The 24,466-nt window shown below is 56.8% G+C and carries 25 protein-coding genes; 16 read left to right on the forward strand and 9 right to left on the reverse strand.

What is annotated here, in order from left to right; genetic code table 11:
* Position 1: 1 nt before the first annotated feature.
* Complete coding sequence (locus tag AC2FNU_RS02905; RefSeq protein ID WP_496784626.1) at positions 2–775, reverse strand: aspartate dehydrogenase; 774 nt, start codon at positions 773–775, stop codon at positions 2–4.
* Positions 776–922: 147 nt separating this feature from the next.
* On the opposite strand from AC2FNU_RS02905, the gene AC2FNU_RS02910 reads away from it, so the two are divergent.
* The 5 genes from AC2FNU_RS02910 (at position 923) to AC2FNU_RS02930 (ending at position 5,376) form a co-directional block, all read left to right on the forward strand.
* The gene (locus AC2FNU_RS02910; RefSeq protein WP_496784627.1) at positions 923–1,876 is read left to right on the forward strand and encodes a dihydrodipicolinate synthase family protein; all 954 of its coding nucleotides are present in this window, start codon (positions 923–925) and stop codon (positions 1,874–1,876) included.
* Between the two features lie 106 nt (positions 1,877–1,982).
* On the forward strand, positions 1,983–2,525 hold the full coding sequence (locus AC2FNU_RS02915; protein ID WP_496784628.1) for a 3-hydroxyanthranilate 3,4-dioxygenase: 543 nt from the start codon (positions 1,983–1,985) through the stop codon (positions 2,523–2,525).
* Positions 2,526–2,548: 23 nt separating this feature from the next.
* On the forward strand, positions 2,549–3,523 hold the full coding sequence (locus AC2FNU_RS02920; protein WP_496784629.1) for a TRAP transporter substrate-binding protein: 975 nt from the start codon (positions 2,549–2,551) through the stop codon (positions 3,521–3,523).
* A gap of 63 nt (positions 3,524–3,586) precedes the next feature.
* Positions 3,587–4,120, forward strand: a complete 534-nt coding sequence (locus AC2FNU_RS02925) for a TRAP transporter small permease (RefSeq protein ID WP_496784630.1) — start codon at positions 3,587–3,589, stop codon at positions 4,118–4,120.
* Positions 4,117–5,376: a TRAP transporter large permease gene (locus AC2FNU_RS02930; protein ID WP_496784631.1), complete on the forward strand. Its 1,260-nt coding sequence runs from the start codon at positions 4,117–4,119 to the stop codon at positions 5,374–5,376. The genes AC2FNU_RS02925 and AC2FNU_RS02930 overlap by 4 nt, the downstream gene beginning before the upstream one ends.
* A gap of 295 nt (positions 5,377–5,671) precedes the next feature.
* On the opposite strand, the gene AC2FNU_RS02935 is transcribed toward AC2FNU_RS02930, so the two are convergent.
* The gene (locus AC2FNU_RS02935) at positions 5,672–6,364 is read right to left on the reverse strand and encodes a Crp/Fnr family transcriptional regulator (protein ID WP_496784632.1); all 693 of its coding nucleotides are present in this window, start codon (positions 6,362–6,364) and stop codon (positions 5,672–5,674) included.
* 185 nt (positions 6,365–6,549) lie between these two features.
* Between AC2FNU_RS02935 and hemA the strand changes: the two genes are divergently transcribed.
* The gene (hemA, locus tag AC2FNU_RS02940; RefSeq protein ID WP_496784633.1) at positions 6,550–7,773 is read left to right on the forward strand and encodes a 5-aminolevulinate synthase; all 1,224 of its coding nucleotides are present in this window, start codon (positions 6,550–6,552) and stop codon (positions 7,771–7,773) included.
* A 54-nt stretch (positions 7,774–7,827) separates the two neighbouring features.
* Here the strand turns inward: hemA and AC2FNU_RS02945 are convergent, their stop codons facing one another.
* From AC2FNU_RS02945 to AC2FNU_RS02970, 6 genes are read right to left on the reverse strand one after another with little or no spacing between them, the layout of a single operon-like run.
* Complete coding sequence (locus AC2FNU_RS02945; protein ID WP_496784634.1) at positions 7,828–8,115, reverse strand: cytochrome C oxidase subunit IV family protein; 288 nt, start codon at positions 8,113–8,115, stop codon at positions 7,828–7,830.
* A 4-nt stretch (positions 8,116–8,119) separates the two neighbouring features.
* Complete coding sequence (locus AC2FNU_RS02950) at positions 8,120–8,668, reverse strand: cytochrome c oxidase subunit 3 (protein WP_496784635.1); 549 nt, start codon at positions 8,666–8,668, stop codon at positions 8,120–8,122.
* The gene (locus tag AC2FNU_RS02955) at positions 8,665–10,587 is read right to left on the reverse strand and encodes a nitric oxide reductase activation protein NorD (protein WP_496784636.1); all 1,923 of its coding nucleotides are present in this window, start codon (positions 10,585–10,587) and stop codon (positions 8,665–8,667) included. The genes AC2FNU_RS02950 and AC2FNU_RS02955 overlap by 4 nt, the downstream gene beginning before the upstream one ends.
* A gap of 9 nt (positions 10,588–10,596) precedes the next feature.
* Entirely contained in the window at positions 10,597–11,406 is an 810-nt protein-coding gene (locus tag AC2FNU_RS02960) for a CbbQ/NirQ/NorQ/GpvN family protein (RefSeq protein WP_496784637.1), read from the reverse strand.
* A gap of 5 nt (positions 11,407–11,411) precedes the next feature.
* Positions 11,412–12,779, reverse strand: a complete 1,368-nt coding sequence (locus AC2FNU_RS02965; protein WP_496784638.1) for a cbb3-type cytochrome c oxidase subunit I — start codon at positions 12,777–12,779, stop codon at positions 11,412–11,414.
* A gap of 16 nt (positions 12,780–12,795) precedes the next feature.
* On the reverse strand, positions 12,796–13,245 hold the full coding sequence (locus tag AC2FNU_RS02970; RefSeq protein ID WP_496784639.1) for a c-type cytochrome: 450 nt from the start codon (positions 13,243–13,245) through the stop codon (positions 12,796–12,798).
* A gap of 240 nt (positions 13,246–13,485) precedes the next feature.
* On the opposite strand from AC2FNU_RS02970, the gene AC2FNU_RS02975 reads away from it, so the two are divergent.
* Positions 13,486–14,592 carry a Hint domain-containing protein gene (locus AC2FNU_RS02975; protein ID WP_496784640.1) on the forward strand — a complete coding sequence of 369 codons (1,107 nt, stop codon included), beginning with the start codon at positions 13,486–13,488 and terminating at the stop codon, positions 14,590–14,592.
* A gap of 3 nt (positions 14,593–14,595) precedes the next feature.
* Here the strand turns inward: AC2FNU_RS02975 and AC2FNU_RS02980 are convergent, their stop codons facing one another.
* Positions 14,596–15,792: an NnrS family protein gene (locus AC2FNU_RS02980; RefSeq protein ID WP_496784641.1), complete on the reverse strand. Its 1,197-nt coding sequence runs from the start codon at positions 15,790–15,792 to the stop codon at positions 14,596–14,598.
* 244 nt (positions 15,793–16,036) lie between these two features.
* Between AC2FNU_RS02980 and AC2FNU_RS02985 the strand changes: the two genes are divergently transcribed.
* The 9 genes from AC2FNU_RS02985 (at position 16,037) to ahbB (AC2FNU_RS03025) (ending at position 24,463) form a co-directional block, all read left to right on the forward strand.
* Positions 16,037–17,713, forward strand: coding sequence for a cytochrome D1 domain-containing protein (locus AC2FNU_RS02985; RefSeq protein ID WP_496784642.1), 1,677 nt, complete (start codon positions 16,037–16,039; stop codon positions 17,711–17,713).
* A gap of 121 nt (positions 17,714–17,834) precedes the next feature.
* Positions 17,835–19,622 carry a NapC/NirT family cytochrome c gene (locus tag AC2FNU_RS02990; protein WP_496784643.1) on the forward strand — a complete coding sequence of 596 codons (1,788 nt, stop codon included), beginning with the start codon at positions 17,835–17,837 and terminating at the stop codon, positions 19,620–19,622.
* A gap of 54 nt (positions 19,623–19,676) precedes the next feature.
* Positions 19,677–20,078, forward strand: coding sequence for a cupredoxin domain-containing protein (locus AC2FNU_RS02995; protein ID WP_496784644.1), 402 nt, complete (start codon positions 19,677–19,679; stop codon positions 20,076–20,078).
* 187 nt (positions 20,079–20,265) lie between these two features.
* Positions 20,266–21,027: a uroporphyrinogen-III C-methyltransferase gene (cobA, locus tag AC2FNU_RS03000; RefSeq protein WP_496784645.1), complete on the forward strand. Its 762-nt coding sequence runs from the start codon at positions 20,266–20,268 to the stop codon at positions 21,025–21,027.
* A complete protein-coding gene (locus tag AC2FNU_RS03005) occupies positions 21,020–21,403 on the forward strand; it encodes a c-type cytochrome (RefSeq protein ID WP_496784646.1) in 384 nt (127 codons plus the stop codon). Before cobA ends, AC2FNU_RS03005 begins: the two co-directional genes overlap by 8 nt.
* Positions 21,400–22,545: a cytochrome D1 domain-containing protein gene (locus AC2FNU_RS03010; protein ID WP_496784647.1), complete on the forward strand. Its 1,146-nt coding sequence runs from the start codon at positions 21,400–21,402 to the stop codon at positions 22,543–22,545. The genes AC2FNU_RS03005 and AC2FNU_RS03010 overlap by 4 nt, the downstream gene beginning before the upstream one ends.
* A 3-nt stretch (positions 22,546–22,548) precedes the next feature.
* Positions 22,549–23,538, forward strand: a complete 990-nt coding sequence (gene ahbB, locus AC2FNU_RS03015) for a siroheme decarboxylase subunit beta (RefSeq protein ID WP_496784648.1) — start codon at positions 22,549–22,551, stop codon at positions 23,536–23,538.
* Entirely contained in the window at positions 23,535–23,984 is a 450-nt protein-coding gene (locus tag AC2FNU_RS03020) for an Lrp/AsnC family transcriptional regulator (protein ID WP_496784649.1), read from the forward strand. The genes ahbB (AC2FNU_RS03015) and AC2FNU_RS03020 overlap by 4 nt, the downstream gene beginning before the upstream one ends.
* Entirely contained in the window at positions 23,981–24,463 is a 483-nt protein-coding gene (gene ahbB / locus AC2FNU_RS03025) for a siroheme decarboxylase subunit beta (RefSeq protein ID WP_496784650.1), read from the forward strand. The genes AC2FNU_RS03020 and ahbB (AC2FNU_RS03025) overlap by 4 nt, the downstream gene beginning before the upstream one ends.
* Positions 24,464–24,466: the final 3 nt, after the last annotated feature.

A 24,466-nucleotide genomic window follows, 5' to 3' on the forward strand; every position in this document is an offset into this window, starting at 1 on the left:
GCTAAAGGACAATCGGTTTGCAAAGCTGATCCAGCTTGGACAGAACGCTCATGGCTGCAAGCGCAGAACTTCGCGGATTGTCGGGCAGGGCTGCGCCGCTGATGCGAAACTGAAAGGTACCAAAGTCGCCTTCGGCCTCGACCTCGTGAATGTTCTTCTGAATTGTCGGGTCGGCGATCAATCGAACCTGTGTTTCATCAAATCCAACACCCGCTAATGCAACGGCAGCCGCGACATTGGCATTCTTGGGATAGGCCAACGATGCTTCTCGGGCAGAACCCTGAAAATGCGTTTCGGCCCTGCTGATATTGTCTAAATCAAGAGCTTGCTCAGCAAGCGACCCCTTCCACCCCGCAGGCGGTTTACGCCCCACATAGGTAACGGACTTAAGCGGACCAACTGCTGCAGCGCTGAGGCAGTCCAATCCTCCGATAGCGCCACTTGCCAAATGCAAGCGGCCTCCTCCTTGTCGCGCGGCCCTGTCCAACCGGTCGGCAACCCGCTGATCCGCCAGCGCCCCGACCGAGACACTGACAATATCTATGCCCCGCGCCAGAATCTCTGGCCCCAAACCGGCCAAAGCCTCGTGCCCTGCGCAGTCGAGAACCATGTCGATCCCATCCGGCAGATCCTCAACAGAGCCGACTGACAGGGGCGTTTTTGAATCGACACGATGCGGCCTGACCAGAATGGCCGTCAACTCATGTCCATGCTCTGGCAAGGCGTGCTGCACATATTGCGCGATTGCGCCGGTTCCGATGACTGCAATTTTCATGCCTGAACCCTAGACCAGCATTGAAAAATTCTGAATTGGTAAGTTTGTGATATAAAATTTTCTGATAGCCATTTCCCTGAAATTGCTCTGGATCGACTGTCGCGTTGTGCTTTTCATAAGATCAAAGCCACTGGGACTGCGCAAAAAATGAAATACTCAAAACACGACGCCAAAGCCTACGCTCGCGAAAACATGACGGGGATCTGGGCCGCGGCGTTGAATCCGTTCAATGAAGATCTTTCGCTGGATGAGGCCGGACTGCGCGCCAACATCCGACATTGGATCGACGATCTGGACATTCAGGGCCTGTTCATTGCCGGAAAACAGGGTGAGTTCTTTTCGATGAGTGTCGAAGAACGCAAACGAAATTTCGAGATCGCTGTTGACGAATGCGCAGGTAAAGCTGGTGTGATTGTCTCGGTCTCGGATCAGAACATGAATACCGCTTTGGAACTTGCCCATCACGCACAGAGTGTCGGAGCGGACTACATCGTGCTTCACGCTCCGGTTCTGAGTTTCGTGCAGGATCGTGGTGAGGTTTTGTACCAGTATTACAAGCGTTTCTGCGATGAACTGGACATAGGGATCGCCATGTGGAGCCACCCGGACAGCGGTTATCTGATGCAGCCCGAAGAATGCGCGCGCATTGCGGAATTACCGAACATTGTCGCGATCAAATACTCGGTCCCGCGCGAGATGTATGTGAAACTGACCCATATGGTGGGCGACAAGATCCATGTCTCGACTTCGGCGGAACATGAGTGGCTGGATAACATCCTGGAACTCGACTGGAAGCTCTATCTTTGCTCCTCTCCGCCCTATCAGTTGCAAAGCAAGGTCGATCAGCGGATGAACGAATACACGCAACTGGCCTTTGCCGGAAAGGCGGATGAAGCGCGACGTGTGTTTGACAGCCTGAACCCGGTTCGGGATGCCATGAAGCGCGCGCGTCCGGCGGGCAAACCCACGGCATTTGGAAAATATTGGCAGGAGCTTTTGGGTCAGGTTGGTGGCCGGGTTCGCTCACCGATGCTGGAACTGACCGAGACCGAAAAGACGATCATTCGCAAAGCATTTGACGAAAGCGGTCTGCGCACCTGAACCAGAAAATGGCGGGGCAGTATAAAGAAATCTGATAACGAGATGCTGATAATTCCTTTGCAGTTATGGAAAAACGCGCCAAACTTTCAGGAATAGGGAGTGGGACATGTCAAAACTGAAAGCGTTCAACTTTAAGGCCTGGATCGACGAACACCGCCATCTGCTCAAGCCACCTGTGGGCAATCGTCAGGTATGGGAAGACGCAGATTTGATGGTCACTGTTGTTGGTGGGCCGAACAAGCGGACGGATTATCATGACGACCCCGTCGAAGAGTTTTTCTATCAGCTGGAAGGCGACATGGTGCTGAAAATCTTTGACGGAGAGGAATTCTATGACGTTCCGATCCGCGAGGGTGAGGTTTTCCTGCTGCCTCCACATGTGCGCCATTCGCCGCAACGCCCTCAGGAAGGCTCGATCGGGCTTGTAATCGAACCGAAACGCCAGACGGGTGAGCTGGATGCCATAGAATGGTATTGTTTTGAGTGCGGATCACTGGTGCATCGTTCGGAAATGCAGCTAAAGTCCATCGTTGATGACCTGCCTCCGGTCTATCAGAAGTTCTATGCCTCGGAAGAAGACCGCACCTGCCCTAACTGTCAGGCGGTGCATCCGGGCAAGGAACCGCCCGAGGGTTGGGTCACGTTGTAAAATAAGTTCAAACAGGGGAAGTCATGAAACACTTTGCAAAAATCGCCGCTTCTGCGGCTGTGCTGGCGATGTCATCCGTCGCCGCTCAGGCCGAAGAGTTCCGGTTAGGCCTGATCACACCGCCACCCCATATCTGGACCAAAGCCGCCGAGGCGTTTGGGGCTGAGCTGAACGAAGCCAGTGGTGGCACGCATTCGGTGTCGGTTTTCCCGGCCCGTCAGCTGGGGAACGAAGCTGAAATGCTGCAGCAATTGCAGACCGGCGCGTTGGACATGGCTTTCATGACGGTGGCCGAAGTTTCGAACCGCGCGCCTGAGCTGGGGGCGTTTTATGCGCCTTATCTTGCAGATGACATTGGGCACGCAGGTCGGATCCTTCGGTCTGACACCGCCAAATCCATGCTGGAACCGCTACCGGGACAAGTTGGAGTTGTTGGCCTGGGTTACGGAATGGCCGGATTGCGCCAGATCGTCAGTAGGGGCGATGTTTCATCTGCTGCGGACCTGTCTGGCCTCAAGCTGCGGATCACGCCCTTCACGCCGATCCTCGACTTCTACAACGCGGTGGGTGCAGCACCCACTCCGATGCCTTTGCCAGCGGTCTATGATGCGCTGGCCAATGGTCAGGTAGACGCCATCGATATGGATGCCGAGCTGATCTGGGTTCTGAAATACTATGAACACGCCGACACCATCGTGCAGTCGGATCACATGATGTTCCCGATGGTTGGTCTGGTTTCTGCCAAGGTCTGGGCTGGTTTGTCGGATGAAGACAGGGCAATGATTGCCGAGTTGATGGCCAAACATGTCGACAGCACCATCGACGCCTATGTCGAAAACGATGCCAAATGGCTGGAGCAGATCGAGGGTACGGGCAAGGCCTACAAGAAAGTTGACGCCTCGTTCTTTGGCGACGCGATTGAAGAGTGGAACGGGATCTGGTCCGAGAAGACCTCTTCCCTTGACGCTTTGCGGCAGACTGCGGCAGAAACAAAATAACGAAAACGGCATGACGGAAAGGGCGCAGGTCGATCCTGCGCCCTTTTTCACAGGGGAACGGCGATGTTGTATCGGCTGTCGGCTGGCTTGGCGCGGGTCGAATTGTGGTGCGCTGCCTTTTTGGCGGTCTGCACAACGATTTTGATTTTGCTGAATGTCGTCACCCGCACGGCGGGCAATGCCCTGTTCTGGGTCGATGAACTGGCAATTTATGCCATGGTTTGGATGACTTTCCTGGGGGCATCTGCCGCGTTGCATCATCGCAGTTCCGTGTCGATTTCCATTCTCTCAGACAACGTTCCAGACCAAGCGAAGCGGCTGATCCGCAAGGCAGTCGATGTGGTTGTTTTCGCCTTTTCACTTGCGATGCTGTGGTTCTGCTGGCGCTGGTTCCTGCCGCTGGACATCGCCCGCAGCGGCTTTGACACCACCGCCTTTCAGGGCCAGACATTCAACTTCATCTATGCCGAACCGACACTGACCCTGGGCCTGCCAAAATACCTGTTCTGGCTTGTCATGTGGCTGTTTGCACTTGGTGCAACTTTGCATTCCACCATGCACCTGCTGACCGCCCCCGCGAAGGGATCGCAACCATGAGTCCCATCGTCTTTCTGACCACCCTGCTCTTGTCTGTACCTGTGGCAATTGTACTGGCCATCACGGCCATCTGGTACATCTGGGAAAGCGGCAACACAGTTCTTTATGACAGCTTCGCGCAGAAAATGTTCGGGGGGCTTGAGAACTACGGTCTTCTCGCTATTCCGCTGTTTATGCTGACCGGAGAGCTTATGAACGAAGGCGGCATGACCCGACGCCTCGTCGCTTTGGCGCGGGTGTTTGTCGGCGGGTTTCGTGGTGGTTTGGCCTATATCAACCTGCTGGCCAATATGTTCATGGCGGCGATCATCGGCTCGGCCACTGCACAGATCGCTGTGATGTCGCGGGCCATGGTGCCAGCAATGGATGAAGAAGGCTACGACAAAGGCTTTGCCGCCGCGACAACTGCCGCCGGAGGATTGTTGGCCCCGGTTATTCCACCATCGATGATGTTTGTAATCTTTGGGGTTCTGGCCCAGATCCCCATCGGAGATATGTTCATTGCTGGTATTTTGCCGGGCCTGATCCTAGCTGGTGCTTTCGCGCTGGTCATCACCTTGATCGGGTGGCAGCAACAATTTCCCAAAGGCCGCTGGATGACACGAGCCGAGGCCATCCGGTCCCTGATCAGCGCCGCTCCGGCCCTGCTGATTCCGCTGTCGATCATCGGCGGCATCTTGTTCGGGATCGCTACGCCCACCGAGTCCGCGGCGGTTGCGTCCCTAATCGCCTTTCTTGTGGGCTGGCTGGTTTACGGCGATCTGAAACCGCAAAACCTGGCCGAGATGTTCAAACGCACCGCCGCCAATGCCTCGATGATCCTCTTCATGATCGCCGCCGCCAGTGTGTTTGGCTGGGTCATCATCTACGAAGAGATACCACAGCACCTGGCCGGGCTGATCACTTCCGTCACCTCGAACCCCTTTGTATTTCTGCTGATCGTGAATCTGGCGCTTTTGTTGGTGGGAATGGTGATCGACGGTATTGCAGCGATTATCCTGATCACACCTATCCTGCTGCCCATTGCAACCGGGTCCTATGACATCAGCCCGTACCAGTTTGGTATTGTAGCCTGTCTGAACCTGGTCCTCGGTTTGCTGACCCCGCCTGTCGGAATCGGCCTCTACATTGCCTCATCGATGAGTGGTACAACACCGGGCTCAATCCTCAGATCGCTCTGGCCTTTCCTGATCGCGGTGGCATTGGTTCTGCTTTTGCTCAGTTATTTCCCGATCCTGTCGACGCTGCTGATCTGAGGGTGACCCCATCGGGCTAATCAATCACCGACCAACCAGGAGAGCTTTCGTTAAGACCCAAAGCTATGGTCAGACGGGCTGGCTCAAACATTGCTCCGGTGGAAAAAGAGGCCGGATAGTCTTCCAGACGGCCCAATCTGCGGTTTCGGCAGGAAAGCCCCAGATTCCACGCAAATTCGTTCCGACTTTTGCATTTTCAAGGTGTTCGATTTTTTTTTGGACAGCGTACGACTGAGTAAACTGTACCCGGCTCTAGCCCGAGCGCAGTTGATCGAAAAGCGGCATTCGGGTGCAGTTACCTCTCGCTCGGGTCGCTTTCCGCATAGTCGCGCAAAACATCGATATCCGCGATATCGGCATGGTTTCTGTTAATCTTGACACCCACAGATTTCAAACGTGAAAACGCGCGGCTCAGGCTTTCGGGTTTCATTCCCAGGCGTCCGGCAATCAACATCTTGTCGTAAGGCAGCTCCACTTCGCATGCACCGCTTTCGATCTCACATAAGTTAAGCAGGAATTCGGCAACGCGTTGCGCACCAGTTTGCGCCTTAAGCTGCTCAAGTTGCGCAACCAGCGAATGCAGATGTGTAAAGGTGGATGCCAGAATCGAGACACCTATCTCTGCGTCTTCCCGCATCAGCGACAACAATACCGGGCTGGGAATGTGCATCACTTCGCAGGGTGACACTGCTTCGGCCGAGACTGGGTACGGCACATCCCGAAGGGCCACGGCCTCACCAAAACTGTCGCCGCGCGTGAAAACGCTGACGACCGCTTCTGCGCCCGTAGGCGTAACCCGGAACAGCTTGACCCAACCGGCCAGAACGACGTGAACGGCTTTGGCTTCTTCCTCTTGAAGAAAAATCGTTTCGCCCCGGTCATATTGCCGCCAGACGGCCTGCCGCAACAATGTATCGACATGCTGCTCGGGCAGGCTGCGCAACAGCAGTGATTGGCGTGCGATTGCCTTCTGAGCCTCATGCGACATGCAGGCATCCCCCTGTTAGTCCGTTCCGGGCCGACCCCGGGTTATCATCCCTGGGCAAAGCTATGCCAAAGCACGCTTAGTGTTGCCAGCCCTATTCTTGCGCCGAAACTTGACAATTGTCATGTCACGACCAAGTCGACTGACTTAAATTCAGCTCAAAGCCAGTTATCCGGGGAGCATGTCAGATGGACTTCGAGCGATTTTTCAGCCAGAGCCTCGACACTTTAAAAGATGAAGGCAACTATCGGGTTTTCATCGATTTACAACGACATTGCGGCGCGTTTCCAAACGCGCGGCAGACGGATGGACCGGTTCAGCGGGACGTTCGAATCTGGTGTTCGAACGATTATCTGGGCATGGGTCAGCACCCCTCGGTGATCACCGCCATGCACGATGCGTTGGATCGCTGCGGTGCTGGAGCAGGTGGAACCCGCAACATTTCAGGCACCACCCATGACCATGTGGTACTTGAGGCTGAACTGGCTGATCTGCATGGCAAAGAAGCGGCGCTACTGTTTACCTCGGGTTATGTTTCAAATTGGGCCGCGTTGGGGACGCTGGCTGCGAAAATCCCGGGTCTGATAGTTTTCTCTGATGCGTTGAACCATGCCTCGATGATCGAAGGCATTCGCCACTCACGGGCGCAGAAGGTGATCTGGAAACACAACGACCTTCAGGATCTGGAAACCAAACTGGCCGCCGCTGACACCAACGCGCCCAAAATGATCGCCTTCGAGTCGGTTTATTCTATGGATGGCGACATTGCCCCGATCAAAGAGATTTGCGATCTGGCCGACAAATACGGCGCGATGACATATCTGGACGAAGTACACGCCGTTGGCCTCTATGGTCCGCGCGGAGGCGGCATTGCCGAACGCGAAGGGTTGATGGATCGTCTGACCGTTATTGAAGGTACGCTGGGTAAGGCTTTTGGTGTGGTGGGCGGGTATATCGCTGCCTCTGCCGCGCTGTGCGATTTCGTGCGCAGCTTTGCCAGCGGGTTCATCTTCACCACCGCATTGCCGCCATCGATTGCGGCCGGGGCTGCGGCCTCGATCCAGCATTTGAAGCGATCGAGCACGGAACGTGACTTGCAAAAACAACGGGTAGCGCAGGTTCGGGCGCGGCTGGATGCCGAAGGCATTCCGCATTTGCCCAACCCAAGTCACATCATCCCGGTGATGGTTGGCGATCCGGTGAAATGTAAGTTCATTTCGGATACGCTATTGGAAGAATTCGGCATCTACATCCAGCCCATCAACTATCCCACCGTTCCCAAAGGCACCGAGCGGTTGCGGATCACACCGTCGCCTGTTCATACAGACGAGGATATCGACCACCTGGTTGGTGCGCTGTCAGCCCTGTGGCAACGCTGCCAGATTGCGCGGATGCCAATGGCCGCACAGTAATTCAAAGCACCCCTTTGCTTGAAAGACTGCCGCCCTCCGGGGCGGCACTTTTTTTCAGATCACGTAAAGGATTAATATGATTACCGCAAAGCCTGTCAGCACAATGGAAAACCCGCGCAACCAGGCCGGGCTGGTCGCAAGGTCGAGATACTGCGCGAGGATGATGCGGCACTTGAGTAGTGCGAGAATTAGAATACCTGCGCCAACGACTTTGGGCGCAAAGTGCAACAGGGTCAGCAGCGCAGATACGACACTGAGCGCTAAAAGGCTAAACCACGCGCGTGTGAGTGCGTTCGGGAGCCTCCGGCGGGAGTATTTGTTAAAAGATGAAGTCGTGGGCATCGATTTACCCCAGCAAGTAGATCACTGGGAACAGCATGATCCAGACCAGATCGACCATATGCCAGAACTGTGCGCCTGCTTCGATGTTTCGCGGATCGTCACGCCAAGCCACCAAGAGGAGTATTCCGACCCCGGCAAGAACATGGGCGGCGTGAAAACCGGTCAGCAGGTAATAGAACAAAAAGAAAGGGTGGGTTTCATAGGTGATACCCTGCGCTGCCTTTCCTGCGTATTCCGCACCTTTGATAACAAGGAATACAACCCCCAGCGCAGCCGCAGCCACGAGAGCAATCCGTGCCTTGAACCGTTCCGCGGCGCGGCGCCAGAGCAGAGCCTGCGCGGCAAGGTAACCTGACGTAACCAGCACCGCAGTGTTCAAGGCAGCGCCGGTGCGATAGAGATGGGACTGTGCTTCGGCAAAGCCAGTCGGATCGGTCAGTCGCACGCACATGAAGGCGATCAGGCCCGCGCCGAAGACCAAAAGCTCCGAGATGATCAGAACCCACATCAGCAACTCACCCGGAAGCTCGTCGATCAGAGTGGTTTCGCTCATGCTCCGACCAGTTGACGGTAGATTTGCGGAAGGGCCATGGTCAGGCGATGTGGATCGGGAATAACCGCAAAGCCGCCCTGCCCGAACATGCGCGGGAACCAGCTTTTGCCGGTCTTATCGATGGTAACACCAAACACTGATTGACCGGCGCGGCGCGCCTCGCGCACCGCCATGCAGGTGTCTTCGATACCGTGACGGCCTTCGTAGTGATCGAGATCGTTGGGTTTGCCATCTGTGATCACCAACAGCAAGCGGCGTTTACGGGATTGCTCTGCCAGATCAGCGGAGCAATGGCGGATCGCAGCGCCAAGGCGCGTATAGTGGCCTGGTCGTAGCGAGGCGATGCGCTGTTCGACGGTGCGTCCCATCGGCTCGTCGAACCGCTTGCAGCGCTGTACGTATACACGCTGACGTTTCAGCGAGCTAAAGGCGTGGATGGCGAAATCATCGCCGCAGGCATTCAGGCCCCAGGCCAGCGCGGCCAAAGCCTCACGCTCAATGTCAATCACCGCGCGACCTGTCACTGCGCTTTCGGTCGATCGGCTGACATCCAGCAGAATCGACACCGCCAGATCGCGGGCCTCAGGGCGGGATTGCATCCAGACGCGCTCGTTTCCTTCGCCACTTGCCATCCGATCAGCCTGTGCCCGCACCGCGGCTTCGATGTCCAGTTGGTCTCCGTCCAGATGGCCGCGTGTCATCACCCGACCGGGGCGCAGGGCCTCGAACTGGCGTTTCACGGCACGGATACGGCGGGCTGTTGCAGGGTCCTTACCAAATTCTGCCGCGTCCTCGCCGATTTCAGCGTCGGACAGTAGCACGTTGACGTGATCTGGCAGGTATTGACCAGTGCGCACATCCCATTCGGGGTAAAGTATACGGCCAGACAAGCGCTCGCGGTTCACATCCTCTGGCGCAAGGTCCAGATGCAGTTTCAGCTTGGTTGGTGGCGCTTTTGAGATCTGACCCAAACCGATCTCTTCGTGATCGTCAGCGGCTTTCTTGGCGTTGTCTGGGTCATCGTCGTCGATGCGGCGATTGATATTCAGAAACTCGGCCCAGCTGAGGATCGCTTCGAATTTGTGCAGGATGAAACTGTCGCTGCGCTCGGCCTGATCGGACTTCCTGCGTCGAGCCCGGTGGGTTTTTTCGCCAGACTCTTCTGGTTCGCCTTCTGTCTCAGGGTTTTCCACCTCGTTATGCTCGGAAAACCCAACCGCCCGCAAGTCAGGCCACAGGGGAACCGGGCGGAAGCTCTGATACCCGCGTGGGGCAATCAGTTCGTCGTCCAGCGTCAAGAATAGTTCGGCTTTCGGCGACAGAGGGGCGGACTCACCCAGCATATAACGGACGAGCTCTTCAACTGCCGCCTCATCCGGAGGCAGGTCGGGAACGTCGCGATGATGCAGAACGCCTTTGCAAAGTTCATCGTAGAGCGGACGTAACCCGGGGGCGTTCTCCAGAGTCGCCGCGACCATGTCACGGGAAGCAACCAGGGCACGCAGGTCAGCGCGTAGTGGATCGTTTTCCTCGATACGGGTTCCGGCATGGGCCGCAGCGGCAGCAAGCCAAACATAAAGCGCACCATTTGCTTCACGCGCCGGGAAGACGGCCAGCCGGTCCGGCAGGCGCAGCACTTCGCCGTCAAACGACGCGCGGGGCATCAGTTCGACCTCGGTCGCCAAACGCCGACGCCAACTGAGACGGTGACGCGAAACCTCGGGTGAGACCGGGCGCAATTCTACGCCCGGGCTACCCCCGAGTCCTCGGAAGAGAACGGCCAGTCGCCCCGCGACCTGTGACAGGTCGACCGCGGCTCCATCATGCACCTCAGGTGCATCAAGGCGACTGGCAAGGGTGTGCCACAGTTTCCCGATCGTTTCTTCGGGTTCCCATGGCTCAAAGTCGATCTTGACCATTGGCCGGCCTCACCCAAAGACAGCCGTGACAAGATCGAGGAGCCCGCGTTTGATATCCTCGTCATCGGTCAGAGGTTCGATCATCGCGGCAAGGATGGCGCGGTCGGTGGACATGCCCTGTGCAATCAGTGTCGCAGCATAGACAACCAGACGGGTGGAAACGCCTTCCTCAAGGTCCTGCCCCTTTAGCCCGCGCAGCTTGTTCGCCAGCCGGATCAACGGCTTGCACCGTTCCAGCGGCAGACCGCTTTCCTGGGCGACAACCTCGGCCTCCATATCAGGAGATGGGAAGTCGAACTCGAGCGAGATAAACCGCTGCCGGGTCGAGGGTTTCAGGGTTTTCAGGATATTCTGGTATCCGGGGTTGTAGGAAGCAACCAGCATAAAGCCGGGCGCGGCTTCAAGTTCCTCACCCGTACGATCTATTGGCAAGATACGCCGATCATCTGTCAACGGGTGCAGCACTACGGTGACGTCTTTGCGGGCCTCGACAACCTCGTCGAGGTAGCAGATCGCGCCTTCGCGCACCGCCCGAGTCAGGGGGCCATCGACCCAGACGGTCTCACCGCCCTTCAGCAGGTAGCGCCCGATCAGATCGGCTGCAGCAAGATCGTCATGGCAAGCTACAGTATAAAGCGGGCGGCCAAGTTTGGCGGCCATATGGGCCACAAACCGTGTCTTGCCGCATCCTGTCGGCCCTTTCAGCAGAACCGGCAGATCGTTGTTATACGCGGCGGTGAATACATCGCATTCATCGCCTTGGGGCAGGTAGAAGGGGGCGTTCGCCGCCCCCTCATTCAGTTTCATGGAGCCGTCCATATCCATCACTCCGCAGGAGTTTCGGCTGCGCCGGGTTCAATGACCTCTTTCCGGGGGACCCAGATCGAGTAGATGAACAGCAGCGCGCCAAGAACGACGACCACACCGGAACCAAGACGCATCCAGTAGAAGACTGCGATTTGGTCCTGTACGTCCATGAAGTAGTCACCGACCACGCGCTGCATGTGTGTTTGCACGGTACCGCCGAAGGTCAGGACAAAGGTCATGAAGACCATGCCGCTGGTCATCAGCCAGAACGAACCCATGTTCAGCACCTGATTGTACGGATCACGGTTCTTCAGGATTGGCATCGCGTAGGTGAAGATCGCCAGGTTGAGGCAGACATAGGCACCGTAGAAGGCCAGATGACCGTGTGCTGCAGTGATCTGCGTGCCGTGGGTATAGTAGTTCACCCCGTGCAACGTGTGCAGGAAGCCCCAGACACCGGCACCAAAGAAGGCAAGCGTGGCACAGCCCAACGACCACAGCAGCGCGGCCTTGTTCGGGTGGTCACGACGGCCCTTCCAGACCATGACAAAGGCAAAGGCCATCATCGCAAAGAACGGGATCACCTCGAGGCTCGAGAAGATCGACCCGATCCACTGCCAGTATGCAGGCGTACCGATCCAGTAATAGTGGTGCCCCGTGCCAAGGATGCCAGAGAACAACGCGGCGGCGACAATGACATACAGCCATTTCTCGACGATCTCACGGTCCACACCGGTCAGCTTCAGCATCAGGTAGGCCAGGATCGAAGCCATGATCAGCTCCCATACGCCTTCCACCCACAGGTGGACAACATACCACCAGTATTGCTTGTCCAGGGACAGGTTGCCCGGATTGTAGAAGGCAAACAAAAACAGCAGCGCCAGACCCCACAGACCCAACAGAAGGATGTTGGTAATGGCGGTCTTTTTGCCCTTCAGAACGGTCATCGACACGTTGTAAAGGAACATCAGCGCAGCCACGACGATACCCGCCTTGACCCATTTGGGTTGTTCCAGGAACTCGCGGCCCTCTTTACCCAGCAGCCAGTTCCCTTCGAACAGGTTGAAGACATAGGTTACGACCACACCCAATGTACCGACCACAAGAATGATCAGTTGCAGATAGGCCAGCGTGGGTGAATGAATCTCGCGCTCGGATTCTTCGGGGATCAGGAAATAGGCCGCGCCGAAAAAGCCCAGCAGCAGCCAAACGATCAGTGAGTTGGTGTGTAGCATCCGCACGATGTTGAACGGCAGAAGCTCACTCAGGAAGTTCGGGAATACATAGATGAAACCGGCCAGAAGGCCGCCAATCACCTGTATCGCGAACAGGGCCATGGCTACCGCAAAGTAGGCATAGGCGATTTTTTGGGTTTCGTATTTCATTGCTCCGTTCCCTTTCTCAGCCTGCCTCGTTGGGCGGCCAGCCCTGAGCGTCGATATTATCCGTCCAGATCAGGAAGTTCGCCAGATCACGGATCTCTTCGTCGCTTAGGTTGAAATTGGGCATCTGTCGGCGACCGGGAATGCCGGTCGGCTGTGCTTCCATCCAGCCTTTTAGGGTTTCAAAGGCCGATTCCGGGTCGTCCAGCACGCCCCAACGGGTCATCACATTACCAACTTCAGGAGCGTAGTAGGCCCCTTCCCCAAGGATCGTGTGGCAATTGATACAGGCGTGTTTTTCCCAAACATGCTTGCCACGCACCACGCTTTCATCAAGCTTGGCGGCGTTTTCCGAATTGACGATATACAGGTGCGAATGGGCCGATAGGGCCAGAAAGATGAGGATGAAGAACAGTGACCCGCCATAGAAAATGTTGCGAGCCATGCTCTTTGTCATGACTTCTCGCATCGCGCTCTCCTTTGCGCAGATTAGCTAGTGTTGTCAGCATGGCGGGTGGCGCGCATCCGTGCCTTAACGAAAGTCAAGACGTTGGATGTGACGCGATCATGTTTCTAAAGTTCTTTATGGGCACCCAAATAGCGCCCTGAAATTGACTTAAAATCACACAATGTTAATTGGTATCGCGTGAGAGTAGCCGAAGAGTGCATCAACGCTTCGGATCAGCAGTAAATAGTTACGGGTTAATCGATGGCGAACTATTCCTATATCGGCTATGTGCCGGGGGTCATTTCAGTGAACTTTACCGGTTTTAACACTGGTACGATCACGCTTTCGGGGACCTACGACGCCGCGACTGACCGAAGGGTTTTTGATGTCACTGACGCGGCTGGCGGCACGCTGGTGAATGGCGACCCAGACAATGGAACAGACTTTAACGGCGATCGGTTCAATAACGAATTTGGCGATGACCTGACCCAGACCGGTGTTGTGACCAACCTTGATGGTTCTGTCACGATAGATTCCGGTGCGATCTATCTCGAGGAATCCTACAGCCTCAGCAAACCGGGTGGCGGAACCATCGATGTCTTTAGGGTTGAAGTTGAAGGTAATCTGGTCGGATACATTACATCAGAACCGCTGGTCCCCGGAACGAATTACTCCTTTGTCAGGTCAAACGTTACACCGACCAACGCACCGGACACATCAGACCCAACCGCGATTGTAGATGTCCCCTGCTTCGTGGCCGGAACACGGATCACGACACCGGATGGTCCGGTTTCCATCGAAGATCTGAGTGTCGGTGATTTTGTGCTAACAGCCGACAACGGGCCGCAAGAAATCCGCTGGATTGGTTCGCGTGTGATGGATGCAACTGAATTGACCACGCATCCAAAACTTCTGCCCATTCGGATAGCAGCTGGAAGCCTTGGAAAAGCTCTGCCGGAACGGGACCTCTTGGTCTCGCCACAACATCGGATGATGCTTCGTTCACCCATCGCCGTTCGTATGTTTGACAGCGCGGAAGTTCTGGTTCCGGCCCACAAACTGGTGGGCATTCCTGGCATAGAACCGGATATGACGGCGCAAGACGTCGTCTATTTTCATATTCTATTTGATCAGCACGAGATCATCTATGCCGAGGGTGCCCCTTCCGAGAGCCTTTTTACCGGTGCGCAGGCGTTAGCCAGTATTCCGTTGGACGCGCGCGACGAGATCTTCGAACTGTTTCCAGAGCTTGCACAACCGAATTACGTCCCACAACCCGCAAGGCAAATCCCTGAAAAAGGCAGGCGCGCACGCGCTCTTGTCTCGCGCCACATAAAGAATGAGCGTCCACTGATTTCCGAATACTAGGTCTCAAATCGCCTTTGCCACCCGTGGCCCTGTCAGGGCAGGCCACATCGCAATGACATACAGCCCAACAGCTGCAATCCAAAGGCCGTCAGCCATCAACATGGCGGTCATATAGCCGCCTGTCAGCTCTGAGCCCAACCAACGCACTAAAGCCGCAGCTGCCATAAGCCCATAAGCAACCACCATCGGAGACGGTGCAACAAGAGGGCGGCCACTGTGGCCCAGGGCGGCACGGCTCATGACTGCAAGGGTCATGCCACCCACGCACCCGATCCCCAGAAGGTGAATCGCACCAATCTCGTTGCCAATGCCGATAGCTGCCAGCCCCCAGAGAACCAGTCCAAGAGCCAACATTCCGAGGCCCAAAAACAAAGCCAGAAGGATTGGTTGACGCATAGCCCATCCCGCTCTCCAACGCGCCATACGCACTAGTTGAACACAGCCCAACACCAGAGCGACAACACCTGCTACCAGGCTTGTTCCCAGCGTCAGCACGAGCAAAGGCAAAAGCAGGGCCAGGATCATCGCCGCTTTGTCCAGCTGCGGTACAGAAACAGGCCAGGACGCTTCTGGCTGCCCCGCACGCTTCATTGCATTGCGGGTAAAAGCCGGCGTGATCCGACCGCCCAGAATCGCAATCATCGAGCAAAGAGCAAGCAACCCTGCCCGCACCCCTGTGTTCAATGTATCAGCGGTTACACCGATCCATTCCAGATGAACCATCAGATTGGCGACCCAGATCAACCCCAGAAGATACAAAAAGACCATGTTTTGCGGCTTGGGTCGACAGATCAACTGGCTCGCAACTTTTAGCGCCAGAATTGGTACAAAACTCAGATCCAAGACGGCCACGAGCAAAGGCGATAACGACCCTGAAAACCAAACGGCAAGCCGCCCGGCAATCCAGAGCAACGCGACTACGGTAATAAAGCGGGCCCGTGCTTCGGGGGCGCCCGTCCAATTCGGAACAGCGGTCAGGAAAAACCCGCCCAAGGCCGCGGTCGCATATCCAAAGATCATTTCATGCGCGTGCCACATGACCGGTGGCATGGCATAGCTTTGATCCCAAAACGGCAAAAGGCCGTCCAGCGAAGCCAACCACGCGCCCCAGGCCACCCCTGCGAACACACCGTAAAGACCTGCCAAAAGGAAAAAGACACGAAAACCTTCACTGAAAACGCGTGTTATCACGGATGCCATGCCCGCTCTCCATAGCCTCGCTTGTCGTTCAGCAAGCTCTATCCCAGCAGGTGTTGCCCGGCCTTAACCGAAATCAAGACATCCAAAAACATGCGCGAAAATCTCAAGTTTTACTGGCGCTTCAACCGTTCGCTTTTTGCTCAGAAGTCTCAGTTTGCATCCTTGCCGTTGACTTTGGTCAAGGATGGCATCCCTGTGATGGCGCAGTCTCTATCTTGCCTCACCACGCAAATGGAGAGTGATCATGTCACTTGGAATCAGCTACAACAAAACTGGCCGCGCATTGGGGGTCGGATTGGCAATGTTGTTGGGCAGCGTCGCTGCTCCGACCTTTGCCGAAGAGCCAACTCTCAGCAAGGAAGCCTTTGAATCATCGAAACAACTGTACTTTGAGCGTTGCGCCGGTTGTCACGGCGTATTGCGCAAAGGGGCGACGGGCAAAAGCCTTGAGCCATTGGTGGAAACCAAAAACGCCGATGGAACCGTCACCGAATCCGGCACCCTGAAACTGGGTCAGGAACGGCTTGAAAAGATCATCGCCTGGGGGACCGAAGGCGGGATGAACAACTTCTCGGACGTTATGTCCGAGGACGAAATCCGCGATATGGCGACCTATATCCAGATGGAGCCGCCCAAGCCGCCCGAGATGTCGCTTGAGCAGATGATGGCGACCCGCAAAGTCTATGTCGAACCCGAGGATTACCCCACCGAGCCGCTGCATGGCCGCAACTGGGAAAACTTTTTCGTGGTCATCGAACGTGACGTCGGCAAGGTGGCCGTGATCGACGGCGACACCAAGGAAGTGCTGGCGCATATTCCGACGGGCTACGCGGTGCACGTTCTGAAAGCATCCGAGCACCACAAACTGGAAGAGCCGGAAAACCCGGGCCGCTTCTGGTACACCATGGGCCGCGACGGCAAGATGACCAAGATCGACCTGTGGCAGAACCCTGAGAACATGCTCGTGGCCGAGGTCAAGATCGCCTATGACGCTCGCGACGTAGCCGTATCGGGCGATGGTAAATACGTCATTGGTGGTGGATACTGGCCCCCGCATTTCGCCATCGTTGACGCGGAAACCATGGAGCCGAAAAAGGTTGTCTCAACCCGCGGTGTAAACGTAGACGGGGACTATGTGGAAGAAAGCCGCGTGGCCGCCATCTACACCACCCCGAACGAGCCCACATGGATTGTTGCCGTGAAGGAACTCGGTCAGCTCTGGCAGGTCGACTATACCGATCTGGACAATCTGCGGATCGACAAGATCGACAGCGCCAAATTCCTGCATGACGGGTTCTTTGATCCGACTGGCCGGTTCTTCCAGATCGCCGCAAACGCGTCGAACAAGATGGTTGTTGTTGACACCCAGACCCACAAGCTGGAAGCCATGATCGACACCGCGCCGCTGCCGCACCCAGGCCCGGGCGCGAACTGGGAAGACCCGAATTGCGGTCCTGTTGCCGGGACGACCCACCTGGGTGAAGGCACGGTTACTGTGTGGGGCAACGACCCCGAAGGTCACCCGGATCAGGCATGGAAAACCTGCTATGAGGTGGAAACCGACGGACCCGGTCTGTTTATCCGGACACACCCGACCTCGGACTACATCTGGGCTGACCAGACCAAGCACCCTGAGCCTGAAATTCAGCAATCGGTGCAGGTTATCGACAAGGCAACCGGTGAGATCGTGAAAACGATCCAGATCACCGAAGAGGAAGGCAATGTCGCCGTCCACTTCGAGTTCAACCAGGACGGTTCTGAGGTCTGGGTTTCCAAGTGGAACCGATCGACCTCGAAAGAACCAAACGGTGAGATCGTGATCTTCGACGCCAAGACGCTGGAAGAGATTGGCCGCGTGAAGGGCCTGTTTGCCCCGACCGGCAAGTTCAACGTCTACAACCGGTCGAACCACGTCACCTGACGGGTTCGCAACCAACACCGGAAAGGGCGGGCCCCTCGCCCGCCCTTTCTTTGTTTCCCCTCAGCCAAACGCGCCGGTTTGACACGCCGCGCCAGTCTAGAAAGCCAAAACGGAGCCCGATATGACCTCCGAACCGGAAAAGAAAAAACCAATCTGGCGCCGGTATTTCCTGTGGGGAATGCCAGTTGCCGGGATCGCCGCAGCCTTTGTAGGCGGCATCATCTTCTGGGGCGGGTTCAACACCGTCGTAGAAGCCACAAATACAGAACCCTTCTGCCTGTCCTGCCACGAAATGCGGGACTATGTTTACGAAGAGTACAAAGGTACGATTCACGACGTGAACCGGTCTGGCGTGGGGGCTGTCTGTTCGGACTGTCACGTCCCGAAGGACTGGACGCACAAGATGATCCGCAAAGTCAAGGCAACCAGAGAATTGTACGGCAAAGCGGTCGGCTCGATCAGCACACCAGAAAAGTTTGAGGCCAAGCGCATTCATCTGGCAATGAACGAATGGGAGCGAATGAAGGCCAACGATTCGCGCGAATGCCGCAACTGTCACGATTTTGAATCGATGATGCCGGAATTTCAAAAACCCCGTGCCCGTCAACAGCACCTGAATGCGATGGAAAGTGGTCAAACCTGTATCGACTGCCACAAAGGGATTGCACACTCCAACATCCGTGATCGCGCGTCAGACGAGTATCTTGAAGAACTGGAAGCACCCAATCCGGCATTTATCCGTCAGATCCCACCGGAATATCTGGCCAGCCTTGAACGTGTCCAAGCCAAAGAAGCGGCAGAAGCCGAGGCCGAAAAGGCTGCGAAACAGGCACAGCTGGAATCGGTTCAAGCACAGATTGCTGCAGCCGTCGACGCGGCTGTTGCCGAGGAACGCGCCAAGGCCGCCGGTGAAGAGGCCGCTGCCCCGGCAGGAGGTGGTGGCAGCGATGTCGGCACTAACATCGATTGGGCCGCTGTCCCCGGTGCGGATATGAAACTGTTCTATCCCGGACAAGCCTCATTCGAATGGGTTCAGAACGGAAAATCGCATGGTGGCGCGCGCCCGCTGACCAAGGGCGGCGACAAGTGTACCACCTGTCACGCTGCTGAGTTGGACGCGATTGGCAACAAGATCGTTGCAGGCGGGGATCTTGAACCTACTCCGATCCCCGGAAAACGCGGTGTGATCGATGCAACCGTTCAAGCTGCACATGACGACGAAAACCTGTACATCCGCCTGCAATGGCCGGATGCGGGTCACAGCCCTGCCCCGTTTGTGGACGGCGGCAAGATGGACCCCGACAACCAGATTAAGGTGGCTATGATGATTACAGGCACCGGTATTGAGCTTGGGGAACAGGTTGGTTGCTGGGCGTCGTGCCATGCCGACAACTCGTATATGCCGTTTGATCCGGGCGCGGATGCGATTGCCGCCAACGCAGATGTCTCGGGCCGTCTGACCGCACAGGACACTGTGACCAAATACATCAGCGAAAGCCGGACCGAGGTCGAAGTCAAAGGCCGCCGTGGCAAGGCGCTGGGTGGCTGGGACAAGCTGCAGGCTGCGGAACAGATCGAGCAGTACCTGGCCGATGGCACCTATCTTGACCTGATGCGTGTCTACGCCGACGGCAACGCCACCAACGGCTATTTGCTGGAACAGCGTGTGGTCAATGACGGTGAAATCGCCGCCTCGGCCAGCCTTGATGCGGGCATCTGGACAGTGGTCTTCAGCCGTCCGCTGAACTCGGGCGCGCCAGGAGACGTCCCGCTTGAACCCGGTCAAACCTACACAGTCGGCTTTGCCATTCACGATGACTTTGCCGCCGCAAGGTTCCACCACGTCACGCTGGATACCAGCCTTGCACTGGATGACGACAGCGCGTTCATCAACGTGGTCAAACAATAAAAGACAGGGGCCGGTCGATCCGGCCCCTTCCACCAAGAAGAGGAGACTTGGACGATGAAACCCCAACACCTTCTTCCCGCGTTACTGCTTATTGCCGCGCCCGTCCTGGCGGATGAGACCGCAGAACTGTGTGCCGAGGCCGAGGAACGATATGTCGAGCTGTTTGGTCAGCCTTCATCCTCTGTTGAGGACGCCGAAGTGGTTCTGATGTACAAATACAATTTCTGCCCCTTCGAGCTGACCGTGAAGGCAGGCACAACTGTCCGCTGGGTGAACGTCGACAAAAGAACCAGCCACTCGGTCTTGTTGAAGGAAGGCAGCGAACCGGAAAGTGATCGTTTGTTCCCAGAAGAATCGGTTGATTTGACGTTTCTCACACCTGGGCCGCAGGAATACCTGTGTGGCCCGCACTGGGAAACACAGAACATGATCGGAATGATCACCGTCGAACCCTAACGCAATAAAATACAGGCAAGAAGTAAGGAGTGCGGGCGCAAATCCCGCGCTCCTTAACTTATGTCAAGGAGGTTGGATCGCGATTGCGCCAACTTGATTTCATGACACGCCCGGCAGGCCCAGCGACGTCCCTTTTGCGCAAGGCAGATCCGGGTTTCGATGACATTCAGACCAAGCGAGTTTGCACATGAGCGGTAAGGTTTTTCTGATTGGCGCAGGCCCCGGCGACCCTGAACTGATGACCCTGCGTGCACTGCGGATGCTGCAAGAAGCAGATGTGGTAGTCTATGACCGGCTGGTGTCTGCCGACATTCTGAATTTGCACAACGAAGGTGCTCGGCTCATCCCGGTTGGCAAGGCACCAAAGTGCCACACGGTTCCACAAGACCGCATCAATGAAATCCTGCTTGAAGAAGCCCGCGCCGGGTACACGGTCGCTCGTTTGAAAGGCGGCGACCCGATGATTTTTGGTCGCGGCTCGGAAGAAGCGGCTTTTCTAATGGCACATGGCGTCGCTGTTGAATACGCGCCGGGCATTACTGCAGCACAGGGCGCATCCTGTTCGACCGGTGTTCCATTAACCCATCGCGGGCTGGCTACGTCGGTGCAGTATGTCACCGGGCATCGTCAGGCTGACAAGGTGCTAGACCTTGACTGGAAACGTTTGGCCGATCCGGACTCGACATTGGTGGTCTATATGGGTGTAGCCAATATCGGCCAGATCGCAATGGGCCTGATGACCGAGAACCTTCCCGGCTCGACACCGGTTCTTGCGGTTGGCAAGGCAACTACGCCAGACGAACGCCGGATGGTGTCACGACTGGATAAATTGGCCACCGATGTGCGCGAAGCTGGCTTGAAAGCACCCACGCTCTTCATCATTGGCAACGTCGTTTCACTTTATGCGGAAAAACCGGTGGCTGACCTTTTGGAGCAGGCCCATGGCTAAACTTGGACGCAGACCAGGTGCAGCCAATGGTGCTGTGACGCAGCGCCCGGCGGTACGTCGGCATTCAGCGCATTCGGTCTTGTTAACGACGGTCGTTCTTATCGCAACATCTGCCTTCGCGGCCGACACCCTTGATCCCAATGCCTTAAAACGCCTTGTGCATCAGGATTGCGGGTCTTGCCACGGGTTGTCATTGAAGGGCGGTCTTGGCCCCGACCTGCGCAGTAAGACGCTGGATCACTACGATGCGGACGTTCTGACTGGCGTCATCCTAGACGGCATCCCCGACACCGCGATGCCCCCCTGGCGGCCCCTGATCAGCGAAGAAGAGGCCGAATGGATTGCCCGCTACCTGCTGGAACAGGAGGCACAATGAAACACCTCATACTCGGCTTTGCAGCCTCATTGATGATAACCACCGCGCAGGCGGAACCCACCGCGACCGGTGACCTTGGTCTGGTGATCGAACGCGCCAAAGGCTCGGTCTTGTTGGTCGATCAATCCGACCGTGCGGCTCTGGCCCGTATTGAAGGTTTTGGCGATCTGTCCCATGCCTCACTGGTCTATTCGCCCGATGAACGCTTTGCCTATGTCTTTGGCCGTGACGGCGGGCTGACCAAGGTTGACATCGTCACCCGCCAGATCGTGAACCGCGTTGTTCAAGCGGGCAACGCCATTGGCGGTGCTATCTCGGACGACGGAACGCTTGTTGCCGTGTCGAACTACGAACCCGGTGGTGTGCGCGTGTTTGATGCGGACACATTGGAAATGGTCGCAGACATCCCCACCGACAGCAAAACCATCGGTCTGGTCGACGCGCCGGGGCGTAGGTTTGTGTTTACCATGTGGGACACGGGTGAGACATGGATTGCCGATTTCGCCAAAGGCGAGCCCGCGATCACCAAGATACCTGACATGGGCAAGAACCCCTATGACGCGCTGATCACCGCCAATGGCCGCACCTATATCACCGGCCTGTTTGGCGAAGACGGCCTGACCGCGCTTGATCTGTGGGCCGACACCCTGGAACCCATCCGTGTGCTGCCTGACTATGGGCGCGGGCAAGAGGAAATGCCCGTCTACAAGATGCCTCATCTGGAAGGCTGGGCGCTGACCGGGCGCGAATTCGTGCTGCCTGCAGTGGGTCATCACGAGGTGCTCTGGGTCGATGCCGACACTTTGTCGGAAACCGGGCGTACCAAGACACACGGCCAGCCGGTCTTTGCCATGGCCCGCCCTGATGGACGGCAAGTCTGGGTGAATTTCGCCCACCCGTTGAACGATACCATTCAAGTGATCGATAGCGTCAGCAAGGAGATCATTCACGAATTCAAACCCGGCCCCGCCGTGCTGCATATGGAATTCACGCCGCGCGGGCATGAAGTCTGGATCAGCGTGCGCGATGCCAACAAGGTGAAGGTCTACGACACGCAAACGTTTGAGAAATTGCGCGAAATCGATGCCGACAGCCCTTCGGGCATCTTCTTCACGGCCCGCGCGCACAAGACGGGGCTTTGACGGATGCAGCATATCACCGACCCAATCGATTGCCGCCTGTTGGACGACTTTCAACGCGATTTCCCGATCACAGAGCGCCCTTTTCAAGTGCTGGGAGACGCGCTGGGATTGGACGAAACCGAAGTACTTGACCGGCTGACCCGGATGCGTGCCACCGGCCGCATCACGCGGGTTGGCGCAACCATCACGCCCGGCGCGGTGACGGCCAGCACTCTGGCAGCTGTGTCCGCCCCGGAAAATCGGTTGGAAGAAGTTGCCGCCCTGATCGATGCCGAACCTGGGGTGAACCACAATTACCAGCGAGAGGATGCCTGGAACCTTTGGTTTGTCGCAACAGGCCCGGACCGGGAACATGTCAACGAGACACTGGCCCGGATCAGCCGGACCTCGGGGTTGCAGGTGCTGGATCTGCGTCTTGTCCGGCCGTTCAACGTGGACCTTGGGTTTCGCATGACTGCTGGCGCCAAGAACGTCCCTAGTGCGCGCAAAGTCGACGCATCGGCCATGCGCGACGGAGATCGTTGCTTGCTGCAGACACTCAGTTCGGGCCTGTCACTGGTCGCAGAGCCCTATGAGGCTCTGGCTCGTTCATTGAACCGGAACGTGGATGATGTGATGGCGCGGATCGTTGCCTTGCACTCCGCCGGTATCATTTCACGGCTCGGCGTTATCGTGCGCCACCGGGCACTGGGGTGGTCCGCCAACGCGATGGTCGTTTGGGATTTGCCAGCGGAACAAATTGAAACGGCCGGTCCGGCGCTGGCCGCCTATCCCGGTGTCACGCTGTGCTATGAGCGAAATCCGGTTGAAGATGTCTGGCCCTATCGCCTCTATTCGATGATCCACGCCCGGACCCGGAACGAGGCTCTGGGTGTGCTGGCTGGCGCGATGGAGTTGCCCGAGTTGGCCGGCGCGCGGAACAAAGTTTTGTTTTCGACCCGCTGTTTCAAGCAGACCGGAGCCTTGATTCAAGCGCGGGAGGTTGCCGCATGACTCTGGACGACAAAGACCGCGCGATCCTGAACCGGATGCAGGACGATCTGCCGCTCACCTCTCATCCTTATGCGGCAGTGGCCGACGAGCTTGGCCTGTCCGAAACCGAGCTGCTGGAGCGTCTGACACGGCTGAAGGAAGACCGTGTCATCACACGCTTTGGTCCGTTTTTCGACGCTGCTGCTATGGGCGGGGCCTTCTGCCTTTGCGCCATGGCTGTTCCGCCTGAAAATATCGAAACCGTCCTGACGAAAGTCAATGCACACCCGGAGGTCGCCCATAATTATGAACGTACGCACCGGTTGAACATGTGGTTCGTGCTGGCCACCGAAACGCCCGAGGGGATCGAGGCCACCGCCGATGCCATCGAACGGGAAACGGGGATCCAGGTTCTTCGTTTCCCCAAACTTCAGGAATTTTTCATAGGCTTCCGGGTGGCGGCATGATCGATGCAACCGACAGACAGATTATCGAGGCGTTGCAAGGGGGGTTACCCTTGACCCCGACGCCGTATGCGCAGGTTGCCAATGATCTTGGGTTACAGGAAACCGATCTGCTCGAACGGTTGTCAGCCCTGAAAGCACGCGGTGTGATCCGCCGCATTGCTGCGGCCCCCAATCACTACAAACTTGGCATGACGTCGAACGGCATGACCGTTTGGGATGTGGACGATGTCAGCATCACCAAGCTGGGTGCACAGATCGGCGCCCTGCCTTTTGTGACCCATTGTTATGAACGGCCCCGCGCCCTGCCCGACTGGCCCTATAACCTGTTTGCTATGGTGCATGGTGCCAACCCTGATGAGGTTGAACAAAAGCGCGCCGAAATCGCCGAAATTCTGGGCGACGCCTGCCGGGCCAAAGATATCCTCTATTCCACGCGCATCCTGAAAAAGACCGGGCTGCGCCTGAAAAAGAAAGGCTGAGAC

Source organism: Ruegeria sp. BHSB064, assembly GCF_059613205.1.

Coding starts and splice junctions, on each gene's coding strand:
- AC2FNU_RS02905 (WP_496784626.1), bottom strand. CDS start 775: ATGAAAATTGCAGTCATCGGAACCGGCGCAATCGCGCAATATGTGCAG.
- AC2FNU_RS02910 (WP_496784627.1), top strand. CDS start 923: ATGAAATACTCAAAACACGACGCCAAAGCCTACGCTCGCGAAAACATG.
- AC2FNU_RS02920 (WP_496784629.1), top strand. CDS start 2,549: ATGAAACACTTTGCAAAAATCGCCGCTTCTGCGGCTGTGCTGGCGATG.
- AC2FNU_RS02960 (WP_496784637.1), bottom strand. CDS start 11,406: ATGGACGGCTCCATGAAACTGAATGAGGGGGCGGCGAACGCCCCCTTC.
- ahbB (WP_496784650.1), top strand. CDS start 23,981: ATGATCGATGCAACCGACAGACAGATTATCGAGGCGTTGCAAGGGGGG.
- AC2FNU_RS02935 (WP_496784632.1), bottom strand. CDS start 6,364: ATGTCGCATGAGGCTCAGAAGGCAATCGCACGCCAATCACTGCTGTTG.
- AC2FNU_RS02975 (WP_496784640.1), top strand. CDS start 13,486: ATGGCGAACTATTCCTATATCGGCTATGTGCCGGGGGTCATTTCAGTG.
- AC2FNU_RS02955 (WP_496784636.1), bottom strand. CDS start 10,587: ATGGTCAAGATCGACTTTGAGCCATGGGAACCCGAAGAAACGATCGGG.
- AC2FNU_RS02965 (WP_496784638.1), bottom strand. CDS start 12,779: ATGAAATACGAAACCCAAAAAATCGCCTATGCCTACTTTGCGGTAGCC.
- AC2FNU_RS02915 (WP_496784628.1), top strand. CDS start 1,983: ATGTCAAAACTGAAAGCGTTCAACTTTAAGGCCTGGATCGACGAACAC.
- AC2FNU_RS02970 (WP_496784639.1), bottom strand. CDS start 13,245: ATGCGAGAAGTCATGACAAAGAGCATGGCTCGCAACATTTTCTATGGC.
- AC2FNU_RS02930 (WP_496784631.1), top strand. CDS start 4,117: ATGAGTCCCATCGTCTTTCTGACCACCCTGCTCTTGTCTGTACCTGTG.
- AC2FNU_RS02995 (WP_496784644.1), top strand. CDS start 19,677: ATGAAACCCCAACACCTTCTTCCCGCGTTACTGCTTATTGCCGCGCCC.
- AC2FNU_RS02985 (WP_496784642.1), top strand. CDS start 16,037: ATGTCACTTGGAATCAGCTACAACAAAACTGGCCGCGCATTGGGGGTC.
- AC2FNU_RS02925 (WP_496784630.1), top strand. CDS start 3,587: ATGTTGTATCGGCTGTCGGCTGGCTTGGCGCGGGTCGAATTGTGGTGC.
- hemA (WP_496784633.1), top strand. CDS start 6,550: ATGGACTTCGAGCGATTTTTCAGCCAGAGCCTCGACACTTTAAAAGAT.
- AC2FNU_RS02980 (WP_496784641.1), bottom strand. CDS start 15,792: ATGGCATCCGTGATAACACGCGTTTTCAGTGAAGGTTTTCGTGTCTTT.
- AC2FNU_RS02990 (WP_496784643.1), top strand. CDS start 17,835: ATGACCTCCGAACCGGAAAAGAAAAAACCAATCTGGCGCCGGTATTTC.
- AC2FNU_RS02950 (WP_496784635.1), bottom strand. CDS start 8,668: ATGAGCGAAACCACTCTGATCGACGAGCTTCCGGGTGAGTTGCTGATG.
- AC2FNU_RS03005 (WP_496784646.1), top strand. CDS start 21,020: ATGGCTAAACTTGGACGCAGACCAGGTGCAGCCAATGGTGCTGTGACG.
- cobA (WP_496784645.1), top strand. CDS start 20,266: ATGAGCGGTAAGGTTTTTCTGATTGGCGCAGGCCCCGGCGACCCTGAA.
- ahbB (WP_496784648.1), top strand. CDS start 22,549: ATGCAGCATATCACCGACCCAATCGATTGCCGCCTGTTGGACGACTTT.
- AC2FNU_RS03010 (WP_496784647.1), top strand. CDS start 21,400: ATGAAACACCTCATACTCGGCTTTGCAGCCTCATTGATGATAACCACC.
- AC2FNU_RS02945 (WP_496784634.1), bottom strand. CDS start 8,115: ATGCCCACGACTTCATCTTTTAACAAATACTCCCGCCGGAGGCTCCCG.
- AC2FNU_RS03020 (WP_496784649.1), top strand. CDS start 23,535: ATGACTCTGGACGACAAAGACCGCGCGATCCTGAACCGGATGCAGGAC.